This is a genomic window from Pseudomonas sp. PA-1-6B (assembly GCF_021609545.1).
Classification (GTDB): Bacteria; Pseudomonadota; Gammaproteobacteria; order Pseudomonadales; family Pseudomonadaceae; genus Aquipseudomonas; species Aquipseudomonas fluorescens_BV.
Window position 1 is genome coordinate 20,803 of record NZ_WJZM01000060.1, and the last position, 15,721, is coordinate 36,523.

Annotated in this window: 13 protein-coding genes; 7 read left to right on the top strand and 6 right to left on the bottom strand. The window is 61.9% G+C overall.

Going from position 1 to position 15,721, the window contains the following annotated elements; genetic code table 11:
* Window positions 1-2 precede the first annotated feature (2 nt).
* From edd to GIV35_RS22710, 4 genes are all read left to right on the top strand, one after another.
* A complete protein-coding gene (gene edd, locus GIV35_RS22695) occupies window positions 3-1,829 on the top strand; it encodes a phosphogluconate dehydratase (protein ID WP_014719752.1) in 1,827 nt (608 codons plus the stop codon).
* On the top strand, window positions 1,826-2,782 hold the full coding sequence (locus GIV35_RS22700; RefSeq protein WP_223024260.1) for a glucokinase: 957 nt from the start codon (window positions 1,826-1,828) through the stop codon (window positions 2,780-2,782). Before edd ends, GIV35_RS22700 begins: the two co-directional genes overlap by 4 nt.
* Window positions 2,783-2,920: 138 nt before the next feature.
* Window positions 2,921-3,655: a response regulator gene (locus GIV35_RS22705; RefSeq protein WP_003193918.1), complete on the top strand. Its 735-nt coding sequence runs from the start codon at window positions 2,921-2,923 to the stop codon at window positions 3,653-3,655.
* Entirely contained in the window at window positions 3,645-5,114 is a 1,470-nt protein-coding gene (locus GIV35_RS22710) for an ATP-binding protein (RefSeq protein WP_236264621.1), read from the top strand. Before GIV35_RS22705 ends, GIV35_RS22710 begins: the two co-directional genes overlap by 11 nt.
* Before the next feature lie 121 nt (window positions 5,115-5,235).
* Here GIV35_RS22710 and GIV35_RS22715 read toward each other — a convergent pair whose 3' ends face one another.
* The gene (locus GIV35_RS22715) at window positions 5,236-6,165 is read right to left on the bottom strand and encodes an AraC family transcriptional regulator (RefSeq protein ID WP_105228254.1); all 930 of its coding nucleotides are present in this window, start codon (window positions 6,163-6,165) and stop codon (window positions 5,236-5,238) included.
* Between the two features lie 327 nt (window positions 6,166-6,492).
* Here GIV35_RS22715 and GIV35_RS22720 point away from each other — a divergent pair, with 327 nt between their 5' ends.
* Window positions 6,493-6,834 (top strand): antibiotic biosynthesis monooxygenase family protein, encoded by a 342-nt coding sequence (locus tag GIV35_RS22720; protein WP_073522888.1) that lies wholly within the window; start codon window positions 6,493-6,495, stop codon window positions 6,832-6,834.
* Between the two features lie 41 nt (window positions 6,835-6,875).
* On the top strand, window positions 6,876-7,121 hold the full coding sequence (locus GIV35_RS22725; protein WP_019817340.1) for a hypothetical protein: 246 nt from the start codon (window positions 6,876-6,878) through the stop codon (window positions 7,119-7,121).
* 125 nt (window positions 7,122-7,246) lie between these two features.
* Here GIV35_RS22725 and GIV35_RS22730 read toward each other — a convergent pair whose 3' ends face one another.
* The 5 genes from GIV35_RS22730 to GIV35_RS22750 form a co-directional block, all read right to left on the bottom strand.
* Complete coding sequence (locus tag GIV35_RS22730) at window positions 7,247-7,879, bottom strand: flavin reductase family protein (RefSeq protein WP_105228250.1); 633 nt, start codon at window positions 7,877-7,879, stop codon at window positions 7,247-7,249.
* Between the two features lie 134 nt (window positions 7,880-8,013).
* Window positions 8,014-9,333, bottom strand: coding sequence for an MFS transporter (locus tag GIV35_RS22735; protein ID WP_105228248.1), 1,320 nt, complete (start codon window positions 9,331-9,333; stop codon window positions 8,014-8,016).
* 270 nt (window positions 9,334-9,603) lie between these two features.
* A complete protein-coding gene (locus GIV35_RS22740) occupies window positions 9,604-10,929 on the bottom strand; it encodes a sigma-54-dependent transcriptional regulator (protein ID WP_105228246.1) in 1,326 nt (441 codons plus the stop codon).
* The gene (locus GIV35_RS22745; RefSeq protein WP_105750111.1) at window positions 10,923-12,689 is read right to left on the bottom strand and encodes an ATP-binding protein; all 1,767 of its coding nucleotides are present in this window, start codon (window positions 12,687-12,689) and stop codon (window positions 10,923-10,925) included. Before GIV35_RS22745 ends, GIV35_RS22740 begins: the two co-directional genes overlap by 7 nt.
* A 163-nt stretch (window positions 12,690-12,852) precedes the next feature.
* Window positions 12,853-14,376: a fumarate hydratase gene (locus GIV35_RS22750; RefSeq protein ID WP_236264622.1), complete on the bottom strand. Its 1,524-nt coding sequence runs from the start codon at window positions 14,374-14,376 to the stop codon at window positions 12,853-12,855.
* Between the two features lie 216 nt (window positions 14,377-14,592).
* On the opposite strand from GIV35_RS22750, the gene GIV35_RS22755 reads away from it, so the two are divergent.
* Window positions 14,593-15,534: an iron-sulfur-binding ferredoxin reductase gene (locus tag GIV35_RS22755; protein WP_236264623.1), complete on the top strand. Its 942-nt coding sequence runs from the start codon at window positions 14,593-14,595 to the stop codon at window positions 15,532-15,534.
* Window positions 15,535-15,721: the final 187 nt, after the last annotated feature.

The following is a 15,721-nucleotide window of genomic DNA, read 5'->3' on the forward strand; positions in this document are numbered from 1 at the left end:
ACATGCATCCCCGCGTTCTTGAGGTCACCGAACGGCTTATCGCCCGCAGCCGCGCCACCCGCGAGGCTTACCTTGCGCTCATTCGCGGCGCAGCCAGCGACGGTCCGATGCGCGGCAAGCTGCAATGCGCCAACTTCGCCCATGGCGTGGCCGGTTGCGGCACCGAAGACAAAAACAGCCTGCGCATGATGAATGCCGCCAACGTGGCAATTGTTTCTTCTTATAACGACATGCTCTCGGCGCATCAGCCCTACGAGCATTTCCCCGAACAAATCAAAAAAGCGCTGCGCGAAGTCGGCTCGGTCGGCCAGTTCGCCGGCGGCACCCCCGCCATGTGTGACGGCGTGACCCAGGGCGAGCCAGGCATGGAACTGAGCCTGCTCAGCCGTGAAGTCATTGCCATGTCCACGGCGGTAGCGCTGTCCCACAACATGTTCGACGCCGCGCTGATGCTGGGCATCTGCGACAAAATCGTCCCTGGCCTGATGATGGGCGCGCTGCGCTACGGCCACCTGCCGATGATCTTCGTGCCGGGCGGGCCGATGCCGTCGGGTATCTCCAACAAGCAGAAGGCCGATGTGCGCCAGCGCTATGCCGAAGGCAAGGCCAGCCGCGAAGAACTGCTGGAATCGGAGATGAAGTCCTACCACAGCCCTGGTACCTGCACCTTCTACGGCACCGCCAACACCAACCAGTTGCTGATGGAAGTCATGGGCCTGCACTTGCCCGGCGCTTCGTTCGTCAACCCTTACACGCCGCTGCGGGATGCGTTGACCCGCGAAGCTGCGCACCAGGTCACGCGTTTGACCAAGGCCAATGGCAACTTCACGCCGATTGGCGAGATTGTCGACGAGAAGTCCATCGTCAACTCCATCGTTGCGCTCAATGCCACCGGCGGCTCCACCAACCACACCCTGCACATGCCGGCCATTGCCATGTCGGCAGGCATCATCCTGACCTGGCAGGACATGGCGGACCTCTCCGAGGTGGTGCCGACCCTGTCCCACGTGTATCCAAATGGCAAGGCTGACATCAACCACTTCCAGGCGGCGGGCGGTATGTCGTTCCTGATCCGCGAACTGCTGGAAGCCGGCCTGCTCCACGAAGACGTCAACACCGTGGCCGGCAAGGGCCTGAGCCGCTATATCCAGGAACCTTTCCTGGTGGATGGCGAACTGGTCTGGCGCGACGGCCCGATCGAAAGCCTCGACGAAACCATCCTGCGCCCGGTGGCCCGTGCGTTCTCGCCGGAAGGCGGCTTGCGCGTGATGGAAGGCAACCTTGGCCGTGGCGTGATGAAGGTTTCGGCGGTAGCGCCGGAGCATCAGGTTGTCGAAGCGCCCGCGGTGGTGTTCCAGGACCAGCAGGACCTGGCCGATGCCTTCAAGGCCGGCCTGTTGGAAAAAGACTTCGTCGCGGTGATGCGCTTCCAGGGGCCGCGCTCCAACGGCATGCCGGAACTGCACAAGATGACCCCGTTCCTGGGCGTGTTGCAGGACCGTGGTTTCAAAGTGGCGCTGGTGACAGATGGGCGAATGTCCGGCGCGTCGGGTAAGATCCCTGCCGCGATCCACGTCAACCCCGAAGCCCAGAGCGGCGGGCCGCTGGCGCGGGTCCAGGATGGCGATATCATTCGCGTCGATGGCGTTACCGGCACCCTGGAGCTTAAGGTGGACGCCGAAGTATTTGCAGCGCGCACGCCTGCCACGGGCCTGTTGGGCAATAACGTGGGGGCCGGTCGCGAGTTGTTTGCATTCATGCGCTTGGCCGCAAGCTCCGCAGAGCAGGGCGCCAGCGCCTTTACCTCTGCCTTGGAGACGCTTAAGTGAAGCTTGCGCTGGTCGGTGACATCGGGGGTACCAACGCCCGTTTTGCGTTATGGCGGGATCAGGAACTGCATTCGATCCGCGTGCATGCCACGGCGGATCACGGCAGCCCTGAAGAGGCGATCAAGGTCTATCTCAAAGAAGAAGGCCTGCAAATCGGGGACATCGGTGCGGTGTGCCTGTCGGTGGCCGGGCCGGTGAGCGGCGATGAATTCAAGTTCACCAACAACCACTGGCGCCTGAGCAAAACCGCGTTTTGCCAGGTCCTGCAGGTGGATGAACTGCTGCTGGTCAATGACTTCTCGGCCATGGCCCTGGGCATGACCCGACTCAAGCCCGACGAATTTCGCGTGGTCTGCGAAGGCACGCCGGAGCCCTTGCGCCCGGCCGTGGTGATCGGCCCGGGTACGGGGCTCGGCGTCGGCACCTTGCTGGACCTCGGCGCAGGCCGTTGGGCAGCATTGCCGGGGGAGGGTGGGCATGTCGACCTGCCCCTGAGCAGCCCACGCGAAACCCAGCTGTGGCAACACATCTACAGCGAGATCGGGCATGTCAGCGCCGAAACGGCGTTGAGCGGTGGCGGCCTGCCACGGTTGTACCGGGCGATTTGTGCGGTGGATGGGCACGAGCCGGTGCTCGACACCCCCGAAGCCATCACGGCGGCGGGCCTGGCCGGCGATCCGGTGGCCATGGAAGTATTGGACCAGTTCAGCATCTGGCTGGGCCGGGTGGCGGGCAATAACGTCTTGACCACCGGTGGACGCGGTGGCGTGTACATCGTGGGTGGGGTGATACCGAGGTTTGCCGACTTCTTTATCAACAGTGGCTTTGCCCAGAGTTTTCGCGACAAAGGCTGCATGAGCGACTACTTCAAAGGTATTCCGGTGTGGCTGGTGACGGCGCCGTATTCGGGACTGACCGGGGCGGGTGTAGCGCTTGAGCAAGCCTTTGCATAGGTCATAATGGCGCCATCGCAGGCAAGCCAGCTCCCACAGTCTGGAATGCATTCCAAGTGTGGGAGCTGGCTTGCCTGCGATGACGGCCTAAAGGGCACCCGATGATTTAAGCCAGGCCATAACAACAAGGAGGCCCCCGTGAGCGTAATCAGTAAATCCATTCTCCTCGTCGACGACGACCAGGAAATCCGCGAATTGCTGCAAACCTACCTCAGTCGCGCCGGCTTCCAGGTCCGTGGCGTGTCCGACGGCGCGGGGTTCCGTCAGGCGATGAACGAGGCGCCGTGCGACCTGGTCATCCTCGATGTCATGTTGCCTGACGAAGACGGCTTCAGCCTGTGCCGCTGGATCCGCCAGCACCCGCGCCAGGCGCAGGTGCCGATCATCATGCTCACCGCCAGTTCCGACGAAGCCGACCGCGTGATCGGCCTGGAGCTGGGCGCCGATGACTATATCGGCAAGCCGTTCAGCCCCCGCGAGTTGCAGGCGCGCATCAAGGCACTGCTGCGCCGCTGCCAATTCGGCCAGGAGCGCAGCAGCGGCGGTGATGTGTGGGTGTTCGATGAATGGCGCCTGGATATGATCAGCCACCGCTTGTTTCATGTGGATGGTGAAGAGGTGATCCTCTCCGGTGCCGACTTCGCCTTGCTCAAGTTGTTTCTCGACCACCCGCAACAGATCCTCGACCGCGACACCATCGGCAACGCCACCCGTGGCCGCGACCTCATGCCCTTGGACCGTATCGTCGACATGGCCGTCAGCCGCTTGCGCCAACGCCTGCGCGACACCGAGAAACCTCCGCGGCTGATCCGTACCGTGCGTGGCAGCGGCTATCAACTGGCAGCCAGCGTGGTTGCCGGCAATGCCCACTGAACCGCTGAACGAACGTCGCCGCCGCTTTCCGGTACCCCGCTCGCTGCTGGGGCGCATGTTACTGCTGACCTTGCTGGCGGTGCTGTTTGCCCAAGCGTTGTCCAGCGTGATCTGGGTGTCGCAATTGCGCGCCACCCAGCTTGAGGGCCTGGTCACCAGCGCCCGCAGCCTGGCGCATTCAATGACCGCCAGCGTGAGTTACTTCCGGTCGCTGCCGGTGGCCTATCGCCCGTTAGTGCTGGACCAATTGCGCAGCATGGGCGGCACGCGTTTTGTGGTGACCCTCAATGATCGCCCGCTGGACATGCAAATACTGCCCGAAACCCCGCGCAAGCAAGCGGTGCTGGTGGCGGTGGATGAAGTACTGCGCCAGACCCTGGGTGCCGACGTGCATATCTCGGTAGAGTTCGTCAGCGCCGAAGACCTGCGCATCTTCAATGCCGGCCTGAAGCTCGACGAACTGCCGCGCTCCTGGGCCCATTACGCGCTGACCCTGGAACCGGTGAACCCGCCGGTGCTGGTCACCCAGATCCAACTGGCACCCGGTGAATGGCTGTACATCGCCTCCCTATTGCCCGAGCCCTACACCAGCCTGGAAGAGCAAGGCCTGCCGTCCCAGCAGGTGTGGTTCATCGTGCTCACCAGCGGTTTTCTGCTGCTGTTCATCGGCCTGCTGGTGCACTGGCAAAGCCGACCGCTCAAGCGCCTGGCGCGAGCGGCGCGGGACATGTCCCTGGGCGCCGATGTGGAGCCGGTGGCTGAAGGCGGCGGCAGTGAAGTGGTGGAAGTGGGCCGTGCATTCAATGCCATGCGTGAACGCATCAGCCGTTACCTGACCGAGCGCAGCCAGTTGTTCAGCGCCATTTCCCATGACCTGCGCACGCCCATCACCCGCCTGCGCCTGCGTGTGGAATTGCTGGAAGACGAGAACCTGCAAAACAAATTCGGCCGTGACCTGGATGAGCTGGAATTGCTGGTCAAGGGCGCGCTGCAATGCGTGAAAGACACCGACATCCACGAAAACATCCAGCCGGTGGATCTCAACCACGTCCTCGAATGCCTGGTGGAGCCGTACCTGGCACCCCATGGCAATGGCCGAGTGACCCTCGATGGCGCGGCCCTGTCAGCCTACCCAGGCAAGCCGCTGGCGCTCAAGCGCTGCATCGGCAACCTGATCGACAACGCGCTCAAGTACGGGCAGAACGCGCATTTGCATATCGAGGACGATGGCGTGCAGTTCATCCTGCATGTGGATGACGAGGGCCCCGGTGTGCCGCAGCAGCGACTGGAGCAGGTGTTTGAGCCGCACTTCCGCCTGGCCGGCCAGCAGCAGGGTTACGGATTGGGATTGGGGATTGCGCGCAATATTGCCCACAGCCATGGTGGGGAGGTGAGTTTGCAGAACCTGCGTGAAGGCGGCCTGCGCGTCATCCTGCAACTTCCCCGCGGATTAGATTGAATATACGCAGGACTACTGTGGGAGCTGGCTTGCCTGCGATAGCGGTGGGTCAGTTAATACAATGGTGACTGACACACCGCCATCGCAGGCAAGCCAGCTCCTACATTTTGCTACGCGTACATCAGATGCTTTGACGCAACCGGGCCAAGTCGCGCAGAGGCGGCGCACCGAACAACCGGCTGTACTCCCGGCTGAACTGGGACGGGCTTTCATACCCCACCCGATACCCCGCCGCCGAGGCCTCCAGCCCTTCGGCAATCATCAGCCGCCGGGCTTCCTGCAAGCGCAGTTGCTTCTGGTATTGCAGCGGGCTCATGGCCGTGATCGCTTTAAAGCGATGGTGCAAGGTCGAGACGCTCAGGTTCACTTCTTTGGCCAGGTCGTCGATACGCAGCGGCTGTTCGTAGTTACCGTTCAGCCAGGTGATCGCCTGGCTCACCCGATGGCTCTGGCTGTTAGCCACAGCGATTTCATACAGGCGATAACCCTGCGGGCCACGCAGCAAGCGGTAGAGAATTTCACGGTTGATCAAGGGCGCGAGCATCGCGATGTCTTTAGGCGTGTCCAGCAAGCGGGTCAGCCGCAGCACCGCGTCGAGCAGTGCGTGATCGATGCGGTCGACGTACATGCCTCGTGAGGTCGGGCGCGAGGGCACGCCCATCGGCCCGGCCTCTGCGATCAGCGCTGTGAGCTGCGCCGGGTCGATATTGATACGCACCGAGAGGTTCGGGTTTTCGGCGGTGGCGTCGATAATGCGGCCGGCTACCGGCATCGCCACCGAGAACACCAAGTAGTTGAGCGGGTCGTAGGCAAAGATCTCGTCGGCCAGGCGCACTTCCTTACTGCCACTGGCGAGGATGCACAGCGCGGGTTCCACCAGCACCGGCATGAAATCCCGCGGCGCGTTGTGGCGGTTCAGGTACAGCGAGGTGATCGCCGTGCCGTAGGAGCCGTCCTCCCAGGTATGGCGGTGCACGATACTGGCCAGCTCGGCGCGTTGTTTCTCCATCTCGGCATCGAGGGGAATGGACTTGGATTCGGGCGACGGCATGGGGCGTCCTCTACACGCTTCTTTGATGGGCTCAGCATAGCGGCGGCTTTTCAAAAAGTGTTACGTCGATTCTGCAGCATCCTTGCCTGATCCTGCGAGATAGCGTGAATCAGGCAAGTGCGCAGCCTGTCATCAGCCTGAAACATGAGGCCTGGGCCTGGAATAAATCCTGGGGCCGAACGTCCTCCCTACGCTTCTCGCAGGATTGTGCAATAAGCCTGCAGGAATTGACTAACCGCGCCCACCCCCGCGCCGTTATCTTTGACCCTGTGGCAACACGCCCTCACTGTGCTTGCCGAGCATCACTTCTCAACGGGAGAGTCGAACATGTCCACCCCCATTCCCGCGAGCCATATGGCCTTTATCCGCGCCCGTAGCGGGTGCAGCACCGAGCTGGGTGCACGCTTGAGCAGTTTGATCGAACCAGGTCGCCAGGCCCAGGGTTGCCTGCAATTCTCATTGCAGCACTCCCAGGTCGACCCCGATGTGTGGCTGGTGTCCGGGTTTTGGAGCAGCGAGCAGGCCATGAGCGCCTACTTCAACTCTGCGGCCCTGATGATCTTCACTGAGCTTCTGAACGACATGGTCGTGCGCAGCATGGACTTCCAGACCTTCACCGACGCATCGGCGGCACAGGCCTACGGCGAGTACCTGCAACTGGCCGGTTAACGGTTAGAATGGCCGACTTTCCATTGGCCAGGACCTGCAACATGGCACGTAAACAATTTGCCCACCACGAAGCCGTTTCCGCCGTAGTACCGGGCGAAGGTGGCTACAGCGCCGCCGTCGCCGTCAAGGCACTGGATGGCATGGGCGCACCCAGGTTTCACAAGATCCTTGATGGGCAGACGTTCAAGACTGCGTCCGATGCCGATGATGCGGCGACGTTGCAACTTGAGCATCTGGTCGATGTGGATGCAGAAGGTCAACTGACCTGGGCGACTGCTGAACGCTGAGGCAGCACACCTAACCAATGTGGGAGCCGGCTTGCCTGCGATAGCGGTGTATCAGTCACTCTTGGGTTAACTGACCCACCGTTATCGCAGGCAAGCCAGCTCCCACAGTTTTGATTGCATTTCAGTCAGGGTTTGGTGGCGCCTGGTCTGTGCATTTTGAACAGGGCCTCAGGCCCCAGCTGGAAATAATCCGCCGGGCCACCCCCGCGCAAAATAGGCTCGGCGGCAGCGGTGTCGTAGATCCCATCCTTGAGCAACCATTTGGCGATGTGCACCGCCACCACCTCGCCCAGCACCAGCCAGCTCGGCACCAACTGCTGGTCGGCACGTTGCAGCTGGATGATCTGCGTCACCTTGCATTCGAAGGACACCGGGCTCTCGCCCACCCGTGGTACGCCAACGATTTTCGAAGCCACCGGCGTCAGCCCGGAGAGTTCGAATTCATTCACCTCGGGCGATACGGCTGCGCAGCTCTGGTTCATCTGCTCGGCCAGCGGGCGGGTGGCCAGGTTCCAGACGAATTCTCCAGTCTGTTCGATATTGTTCAGGCTGTCTTTACGCCCGACACTGGAAAACCCAATGATCGGCGGAATGTAGTTGAACGCATTGAAGAAGCTGTAAGGCGCGAGGTTCAGGCGGCCTTCGCGATCGTGCGAGGAGATCCAGCCAATCGGGCGTGGGCCGACGATCGCATTGAACGGGTCATGGGGCAGGCCGTGGCCGTTGGCGGGTTCGTAAAAGTGGATATCGTCGGACATCACCTGCTCCATATGGAATTCTGGGGCACGCATCATAACGAATGTGGGAGCGGGCTTGCTCGCGAATGCGGTGTGTCAGTTGATACAACTTTGACTGATCCACCGCATTCGCGAGCAAGCCCGCTCCCACATTTTTAGTCGGTGGTGATTCGCGAGTGTTTACGCGTGTCTTTCATGGTCACGTACACCATCAACGACACGGCGATACACGCGGTCACGTACCAGTAGTAGCCAGTTTCCATACCGATGCTCTTGAACCACAGCGCGATGTATTCAGCGGTACCGCCGAAGATCGACACGGTCAGGGCATACGGCAGGCCCACGCCCAGTGCGCGGATTTCGGTCGGGAACAGCTCGGCCTTCACCACGGCGTTGATAGAGGTGTAGCCGCTGACGATGATCAGCGCGGCCATGATCAGGAAGAACGCGCCCCACCAGCTCTGGATGGTGTGCAGGGTGGTGAGGATCGGCACGGTGAACAGGGTGCCAAGGACGCCGAAGGCGATCAGGATCGGGCGGCGGCCGATTTTATCCGACAGCCCGCCGATGATCGGTTGCAGGCACATGAACAGAAACAGCGTCGCCGCCGAGATGGTGGTGGAGTCGGAGATGCTCATGCCGACCGTGTTCACCAGGTATTTCTGCATGTAGGTGGTGTAGGTGTAGAACGCCAGGGTGCCGCCCATGGTCAGGCCGACCACGGTCATCAGTTCCTTGGGATGGCGCATCAAGGTGCGCATTGCGCTTTCCTTGGCTTTTTCTTTCTTGGTGAACGACTCGGTTTCTTCCATGCCGCGACGCAGGTACAGCGCGACCACTGCGCACAAGGCACCGATGGCGAACGGGATACGCCAGCCCCAGGCATACAACTGCTCGGTGGTGAGCACCTGTTGCAGCACGATCAGCACCGCCAGCGCGATGAGCTGGCCGGAGATCAGGGTCACGTATTGGAAGCTGGAGTAGAAACCGCGGCGTTCCTTGGTGGCCATCTCACTCAGGTAAGTGGCAGAGGTACCGTATTCGCCGCCGACCGACAGGCCCTGCAGCAGGCGGGCAAACACCAGCAGGATCGGCGCACCGATACCAATTATTTCATAGCCGGGGCTCAGGGCAATCAGCAGCGAGCCGAAGCACATCAGGTACACCGAGGCCATCAAGGCTTTTTTACGCCCCACTTTGTCGGCGTACAGGCCCATCAGCCAGCCACCGATCGGGCGCATCAGGAAGCCTACGGCGAAGATCGCGGCGGTGTTGAGCAGTTGGGCAGTGGTATCGCCTTTGGGGAAGAAGGCTTTGGCGAAGTACAGCGAGAAGGCGGCGTAGACGTACCAGTCGTACCATTCGACCATGTTGCCGACCGATCCGCTGAATATCGACTTGATGCGGCTGGAGGTGGTGCGCTCCTGCGCTTTGACGGCCATCGATCCCAGAGGCACGGTGTTGGAGTTATCCATTGAAGGATCCTTCATCTAGTTGTTTTTATGGAGCGGCGCGTGCGCAGCCTGTTGGGGCTATAGCAGGAGCTGTGCCAGGTAGAGGAAGGCCCGGAATAGAAGGGTTGCGGGATTTTATTGAGCGGAAATTCGCTGATGGTTTTGGGGTGATGAGCGGAAATCCGCTTATGGCTGCCGACGCCATCGCAGGCAAGCCAGCTCCCACACCTGCCTGTGTTCACAGACCAAAATGTGGGAGCGGGCTTGCCCGCGATGGCGATCCAAAGGTCGCTACACAAACATCTCCCTTACCAACCCATGCCGCTGCATCTTCTCATTGAAGGTGCGACGTGGCAGTTGCAACTCGGCCAGCACCGCCTTGATATCACCCTTGTGACGCGTCAACGCGGCCTTCAGGCAGTGTGCCTCGAACGCTTCCTGCTGCGCCGCCAACGACTGCCCGGCTTCGATCCCTTGCGGTTCCGGCTCGTCCAGCCCCAACACCTGGCGCTCGGCGACGTTGGCCAGTTCGCGCACATTGCCCGGCCAGTCATGGCTGAGCAGACGCCCCAACTGTGGCCCACTTAAGGGCTCGACCTGGCGGCCCAGACGCTTGGCAGCGCTTTGCGCAAAATGCGCGTACAGCAGCGGAATATCTTCGCGACGTTCACGCAATGGCGCCAGGCGCAGTTGTGCGACATTGAGCCGATAGGCCAGGTCTTCGCGAAAGCGCCCCGCACGCGCTTCTTCCAGCAGGTCGGGCTTGGTGGCAGCGATGATGCGCAGGTCCACATGGATACTCTGGTTGGAGCCCAGCCGCTCCAGCTTCTGCTCTTGCAATACGCGCAGCAATTTCACTTGCTGGGCCAGGGGCATGCTTTCGATTTCATCCAGGAACAAGGTGCCGCCGTGGGCATATTCCAGTTTGCCGATACGTTTGCCCTGGGCGCCGGTAAAGGCGCCGCTTTCATGTCCGAACAGTTCGGCTTCGAACAACTGCTCGGGGATTGCCGCGCAATTGAGGGCCACGAACGGCTTCTTGGCGCGTGGGCCGAAGTCGTGCAGGCAGCGGGCGACCAACTCCTTGCCGCTGCCGGTCTCACCCCGGATCAGCACATTGACCGGCAAACTCGCCAGGTCCAGCACTTGGCGGCGCAAGCTTTGAAGGCCCATGGATACACCCAGCAGGCTGGACTCCAACTGCACGCGATGATCGGCCTGTTGATGCAGACGGCGGTTTTCCAGGATCAAGCCGCGCTTGTCCAACGCCCGGCGCAGGCTGTTGAGCAAGGCGTCGGGGCTGAAGGGTTTTTCCAGGAAGTCGTAGGCGCCGTCGCGCATGGCTTCGACGGCCATTGGCACGTCGCCATGGCCGGTGAGCAAAATCACCGGCAAATCGGCATCGCGGCGCTGCACTTCGGCCAACAGCTCAAGGCCGCTGAGCCCCGGCATGCGCACGTCGCTCAGAATCACCCCGGCAAAGTCCTTGGGCAGTTGCGCCAGGCACTCTTCGGCGCGGCTGAACAACTGCACGTCAAACCCTGACAGGCTCAGCCATTGCTCGACGGCCGTGCGAATACTGGCTTCGTCATCGACCACAATCACCGCGTTCAACATAGGTCTGGCGTCTCCAGGGCGATAGGCAGGGTCAAGGTGAAAATCGCGCCATCGCCACGGTTGGCGGCACTCAGGCGTCCGCCCAGTTCATGCACGATAGCGTAGGACACCGCGAGCCCCAAGCCGAGCCCATCGCCCACCGGTTTGGTGGTGAAAAACGGGTCGAATACGCTGCTCAAATGTTCCTCGGCAATCCCGCCGCCGCTGTCGCAGACGCTCAATTGCCATAGTTGCTGATCGGCGTGCAGGCGGATTTCCAGGCGCTTGCGCGGTTTATCGGCCATGGCGTCGAGGGCGTTGCGCAGCAGGTTGATCAGCACTTGTTCCAGGCGGATCGCGTCGCCACGTACCCAGGCCGGGCGAGTGAGGTCCAGCACCACACCGATGGCTTCGTCACGCAGGCGCGCGTCGAGCAGGTGCAAGGATTGGTCGACCACCGTCGCCAGGTCCAGCTTTTCGCGCAGACCGCTGGGGCTCTTGCGCGCGAACGTCTTGAGGTGGCCGGTGAGCGCGGCCATGCGCGTGAGCATGTCATCCAATGGCGTGAGAGCCTTGTAGGCATCGTCCACGCGACCATGGTCGAGCAACAGCCGCAGCGTCGCCAGTTGCATGCGCTGGGCGGTCAGCGGCTGGTTGATTTCATGGGCGAGGGCGGCCGACATCTGCCCCAATGCCGCCAGCTTGGCCGACTGCACCAGGCCATCCTGGGCGGTGCGCAGCGCCTGGGTGCGTTCTTCGACCAATTGCTCCAGTTCTTCACGGCTGCGCTGACGCAAGCGGGCCAGGCGCCAGCGCTGGCTGAGGAACAGCCCCAAGAACACCAATGCCAGCCACGAACCCGCAGCGGCAAGGCCCGCGTTACGTTGGTCTTCAAAGGCAAACTGGGGTTTGCGCAACAGGTGCAAGGTCCAGCCTTCGCGCTTGAGCGGCAGCGACTCCCAGATGTAATTGGCGTTGCCCTCGGGGCCGTTGACGCGGATCAAGTGGCTGTTTTCGTCAAAGCGTTGCAGGGGCTGGGTGTCCAGCGGCTGCAGTTGCTTCTTGTCGTATTGGCGGGTGGCCTTGAGTTCAGCCAGGTCATTTTCGGACAACGGCCGCAGGTTGCGATAACGCCAGCCCGGCTGGTTGGCGATAAACACGATGCCCCGCGCATCGCTGACCAACAGCAGGTCATTGCCCTGGGCCCATTCGCGCTCCAGCTCGGGGAACTCCAGCTTGACCACCATGGCACCGAGGAACTGCTCGTGCTCATCCACGACCGCACTGGAAAGAAAATAGCCCGGAATACCCGTGGTCACGCCCACTGCATAAAAGCGCCCGGTGCCCTGGCTCAAGGTCTGGCTGAAATACGGCCTGAACGCATAGTTGTGGCCGACATAACTGCTGGGCAGGTTCCAGTTGCTGGCGGCAACGGCCAGGCCGGTGCGGTCCATCAGTTCCAGGGTCGAAGACTGCGCAGCGCCGTTGATGCGCTCCAGCTTGCGGTTGAGCCGGTCTTGCGTGGCGGCGTCCAGCGGGCCCTTCAAGGCGCTGATCATCTCTGAATCCAGCGCCAGTACGGCGGGCAGGGCACGGTAGCGTTCGATCAGGGTGTGCAGCGAGTTGGCATACAGCGCGAGCTGCTGATTGGCACGGGCGGCGTCGTCCACCAAGGCCTGGCGTTCGGCATGGCGCGTGGCCAAGGCGGCAGCCAGCACCGCACCGGCGATGATCAACAGAGAATAGAAGGTCAGGCGCAGGGGGCGAGGGATCACGATCATACGATGATGAACAGGCACGGTAAGGGGCGAGCACCATAGCATGGGCGGCTCATATCTTGTGACCAAGGAGCTTGTATGGGAGCTAGCCCCCCTTGCTCCCGGCAGAAAAAAAGGCGACTGGGCCATGGGGCCGCAGTCGCCTTTATTCTTTTGGATGAGGTGCTTACTGCACTTCTACCGCCAGGCTGTCACTGATCTTTTTCTGCCAGATGGCAGGACCGGTGATGTGGACGGATTCACCTTTGCTGTCCACTGCAACGGTGACCGGCATGTCTTTCACGTCGAACTCGTAGATGGCTTCCATACCCAGTTCGGCGAAGGCAACCACGCGCGACTTCTTGATGGCCTGGGCCACCAGGTAAGCGGCGCCGCCCACGGCCATCAGGTACACGGCCTTGTGGTCCTTGATCGCTTCGATGGCGGTCGGGCCGCGCTCGGACTTGCCGATCATGCCCAGCAGGCCGGTTTGCTCCAGGATCTGACGGGTGAACTTGTCCATCCGCGTCGCAGTGGTCGGGCCCGCCGGGCCAACCACTTCTTCGCGCACCGGATCAACCGGGCCGACGTAGTAGATAAAGCGGCCCTTGAGGTCCACCGGCAAGGTTTCGCCCTTGTTCAGCATCTCGACCATGCGCTTGTGCGCCGCGTCGCGACCGGTAAGCATCTTGCCGTTGAGCAGTACGGTTTCGCCCGGCTTCCAGCTCTGCACTTCTTCCGGGGTCAGGGTGTCGAGGTTGACGCGACGGGCCGATGGGCCGGCTTCCCAGACGATTTCCGGGTAGGCGTCCAACGGTGGCGCTTCCAGCGACGCCGGGCCCGAGCCGTCCAGCACGAAGTGCGCGTGACGGGTGGCGGCGCAGTTGGGGATCATGCACACCGGCAGGGAGGCTGCGTGCGTCGGGTAGTCCATGATCTTCACGTCGAGCACGGTGGTCAGGCCACCCAGGCCCTGGGCGCCGATGCCCAGTTGGTTGACCTTCTCGAACAGCTCCAGGCGCATTTCTTCGATGCGGTTCTGCGGGCCGCGCTTTTTCAGCTCGTGAATGTCGATGGACTCCATCAACACTTCCTTGGCCATTACCGCGGCTTTCTCGGCGGTGCCGCCGATGCCGATGCCGAGCATGCCCGGTGGGCACCAGCCGGCGCCCATGGTCGGAACAGTCTTGAGCACCCAGTCGACGATCGAGTCGGACGGGTTGAGCATGGCCATCTTCGACTTGTTCTCGGAGCCGCCACCCTTGGCCGCCACGTCCACTTCCACGGTGTTGCCCGGGACGATGGAGTAGTGGATGACCGCGGGGGTGTTGTCCTTGGTGTTCTTGCGGGCGCCTGCCGGGTCGGCGAGGATCGAGGCACGCAGGACGTTTTCTGGCAGGTTGTAGGCGCGACGCACGCCTTCGTTGATCATGTCGTCCAGGCCCATGGTGGCGTCGTCCCAGCGTACATCCATGCCTACGCGCACGAACACGGTGACGATACCGGTGTCCTGGCAGATTGGGCGATGGCCGGTGGCGCACATGCGCGAGTTGATCAGGATCTGGGCAATGGAGTCACGGGCTGCCGGCGATTCTTCGCGCAGGTAGGCTTCGTGCATGGCCTGGATGAAGTCAACGGGGTGGTAATAGGAAATGAATTGCAGGGCGTCGGCAACGCTCTGAATCAGGTCGTCTTGCTTGATCACGGTCATGAGTCGCGCTCCTCTATAAGGGAACATTCAATAAAGATGGCGTCAGTGTTGCATCGGTCGGCTGAAGCCATCTTTCCAAGGCACGCCAGAATGGTGCAGGCGCGACGCTAAAAAGGCGCGGCAGTATAACCCGGCACGGTGGCCGATACACCCGACTATGGTCAAACTGTCGCAGGCATGATTCCCTGTGTGCGCTCCTTATGATTGAGTCTTTATATGCCTGAACTGTACGTCGGCGAACGCCACTGGTCTGTTTCCCCCGGCAGCAATCTGCTGGATGCCTTGAATCAGGCCGGTGTGGCCGTGCCCTTCAGTTGCCGGGCCGGCAGTTGTCATGCGTGCCTGGTGCGTTGCGAGGGTGAGGTTGACGACCAGCAGCCCGAAGCCCTGAGCCCGACGCAGCGCCAGCAAGGTTGGCGCCTGGCGTGCCAGTGCCGGGTCAGTGCAGACCTGAAGGTCGAAGCGTTTGACCCTCAGCGCGATGGCCTGCCCGCCCAGGTGGTGGGCGCCGATTGGCTGAGTTCGACGGTACTGCGCCTGCGCCTGCAACCGGAACGTGCCCTGCGGTACAACGCCGGGCAGCATCTGGTGCTGTGGGCGGGGCAGGTGGCACGCCCCTATTCTCTGGCGGGCTTGCCCCAGGAAGAGCCGTACCTGGAGTTTCATATCGACTGCCGTCAACCCGGTGCATTCAGCGATGCGGCGCGACAGTTGAAGGTCGGTGATCCTTTGCGCCTGGGTGAACTGCGGGGTGGAGCACTGCACTACGACCCTGACTGGCAATCGCGGCCGTTGTGGCTGCTGGCTTCCGGTACTGGCCTGGGGCCCTTGTGGGGTGTGTTGCGCGAGGCGCTGCGTCAGGATCACCAGGGCGACATTCGCGTGATTCACCTGGCCCATGAGGCCGAAGGTCATTATCTGGCTGAACCCCTGGCAGCCCTTGCCGCCCAGCATGGGAACCTGACCGTGGAGCTATGGACCGCGGCGCAGTTGCAGCCGGCATTGGCGCAACTGCGGCTGGTTTCCCGGCACACCCTGGCCTTGCTTTGCGGGCACCCTGCCAGCGTCGAGGCCTTTTCCAAGCGCTTGTTCCTGGCGGGGCTGCCGCGTAATCAACTGCTGGCGGATGTGTTTCTATCCCGCCCTTTCACTTTATGAAAAGCCTGCTCAAGTCGGTATCGGAGTTTATCGCCAGGTGCTGATGACGCCATCGCAGGCATCTACACAACTTCGGCACGACGCTAAATCTGTGGCGAGGGAGCTTGCTCCCGTGACGGCCTGGCAGCCGACACAGATATAACTGATGCCCCGCGATCCAATGTGGGAGCTGGCTTGCCTGCGAAGA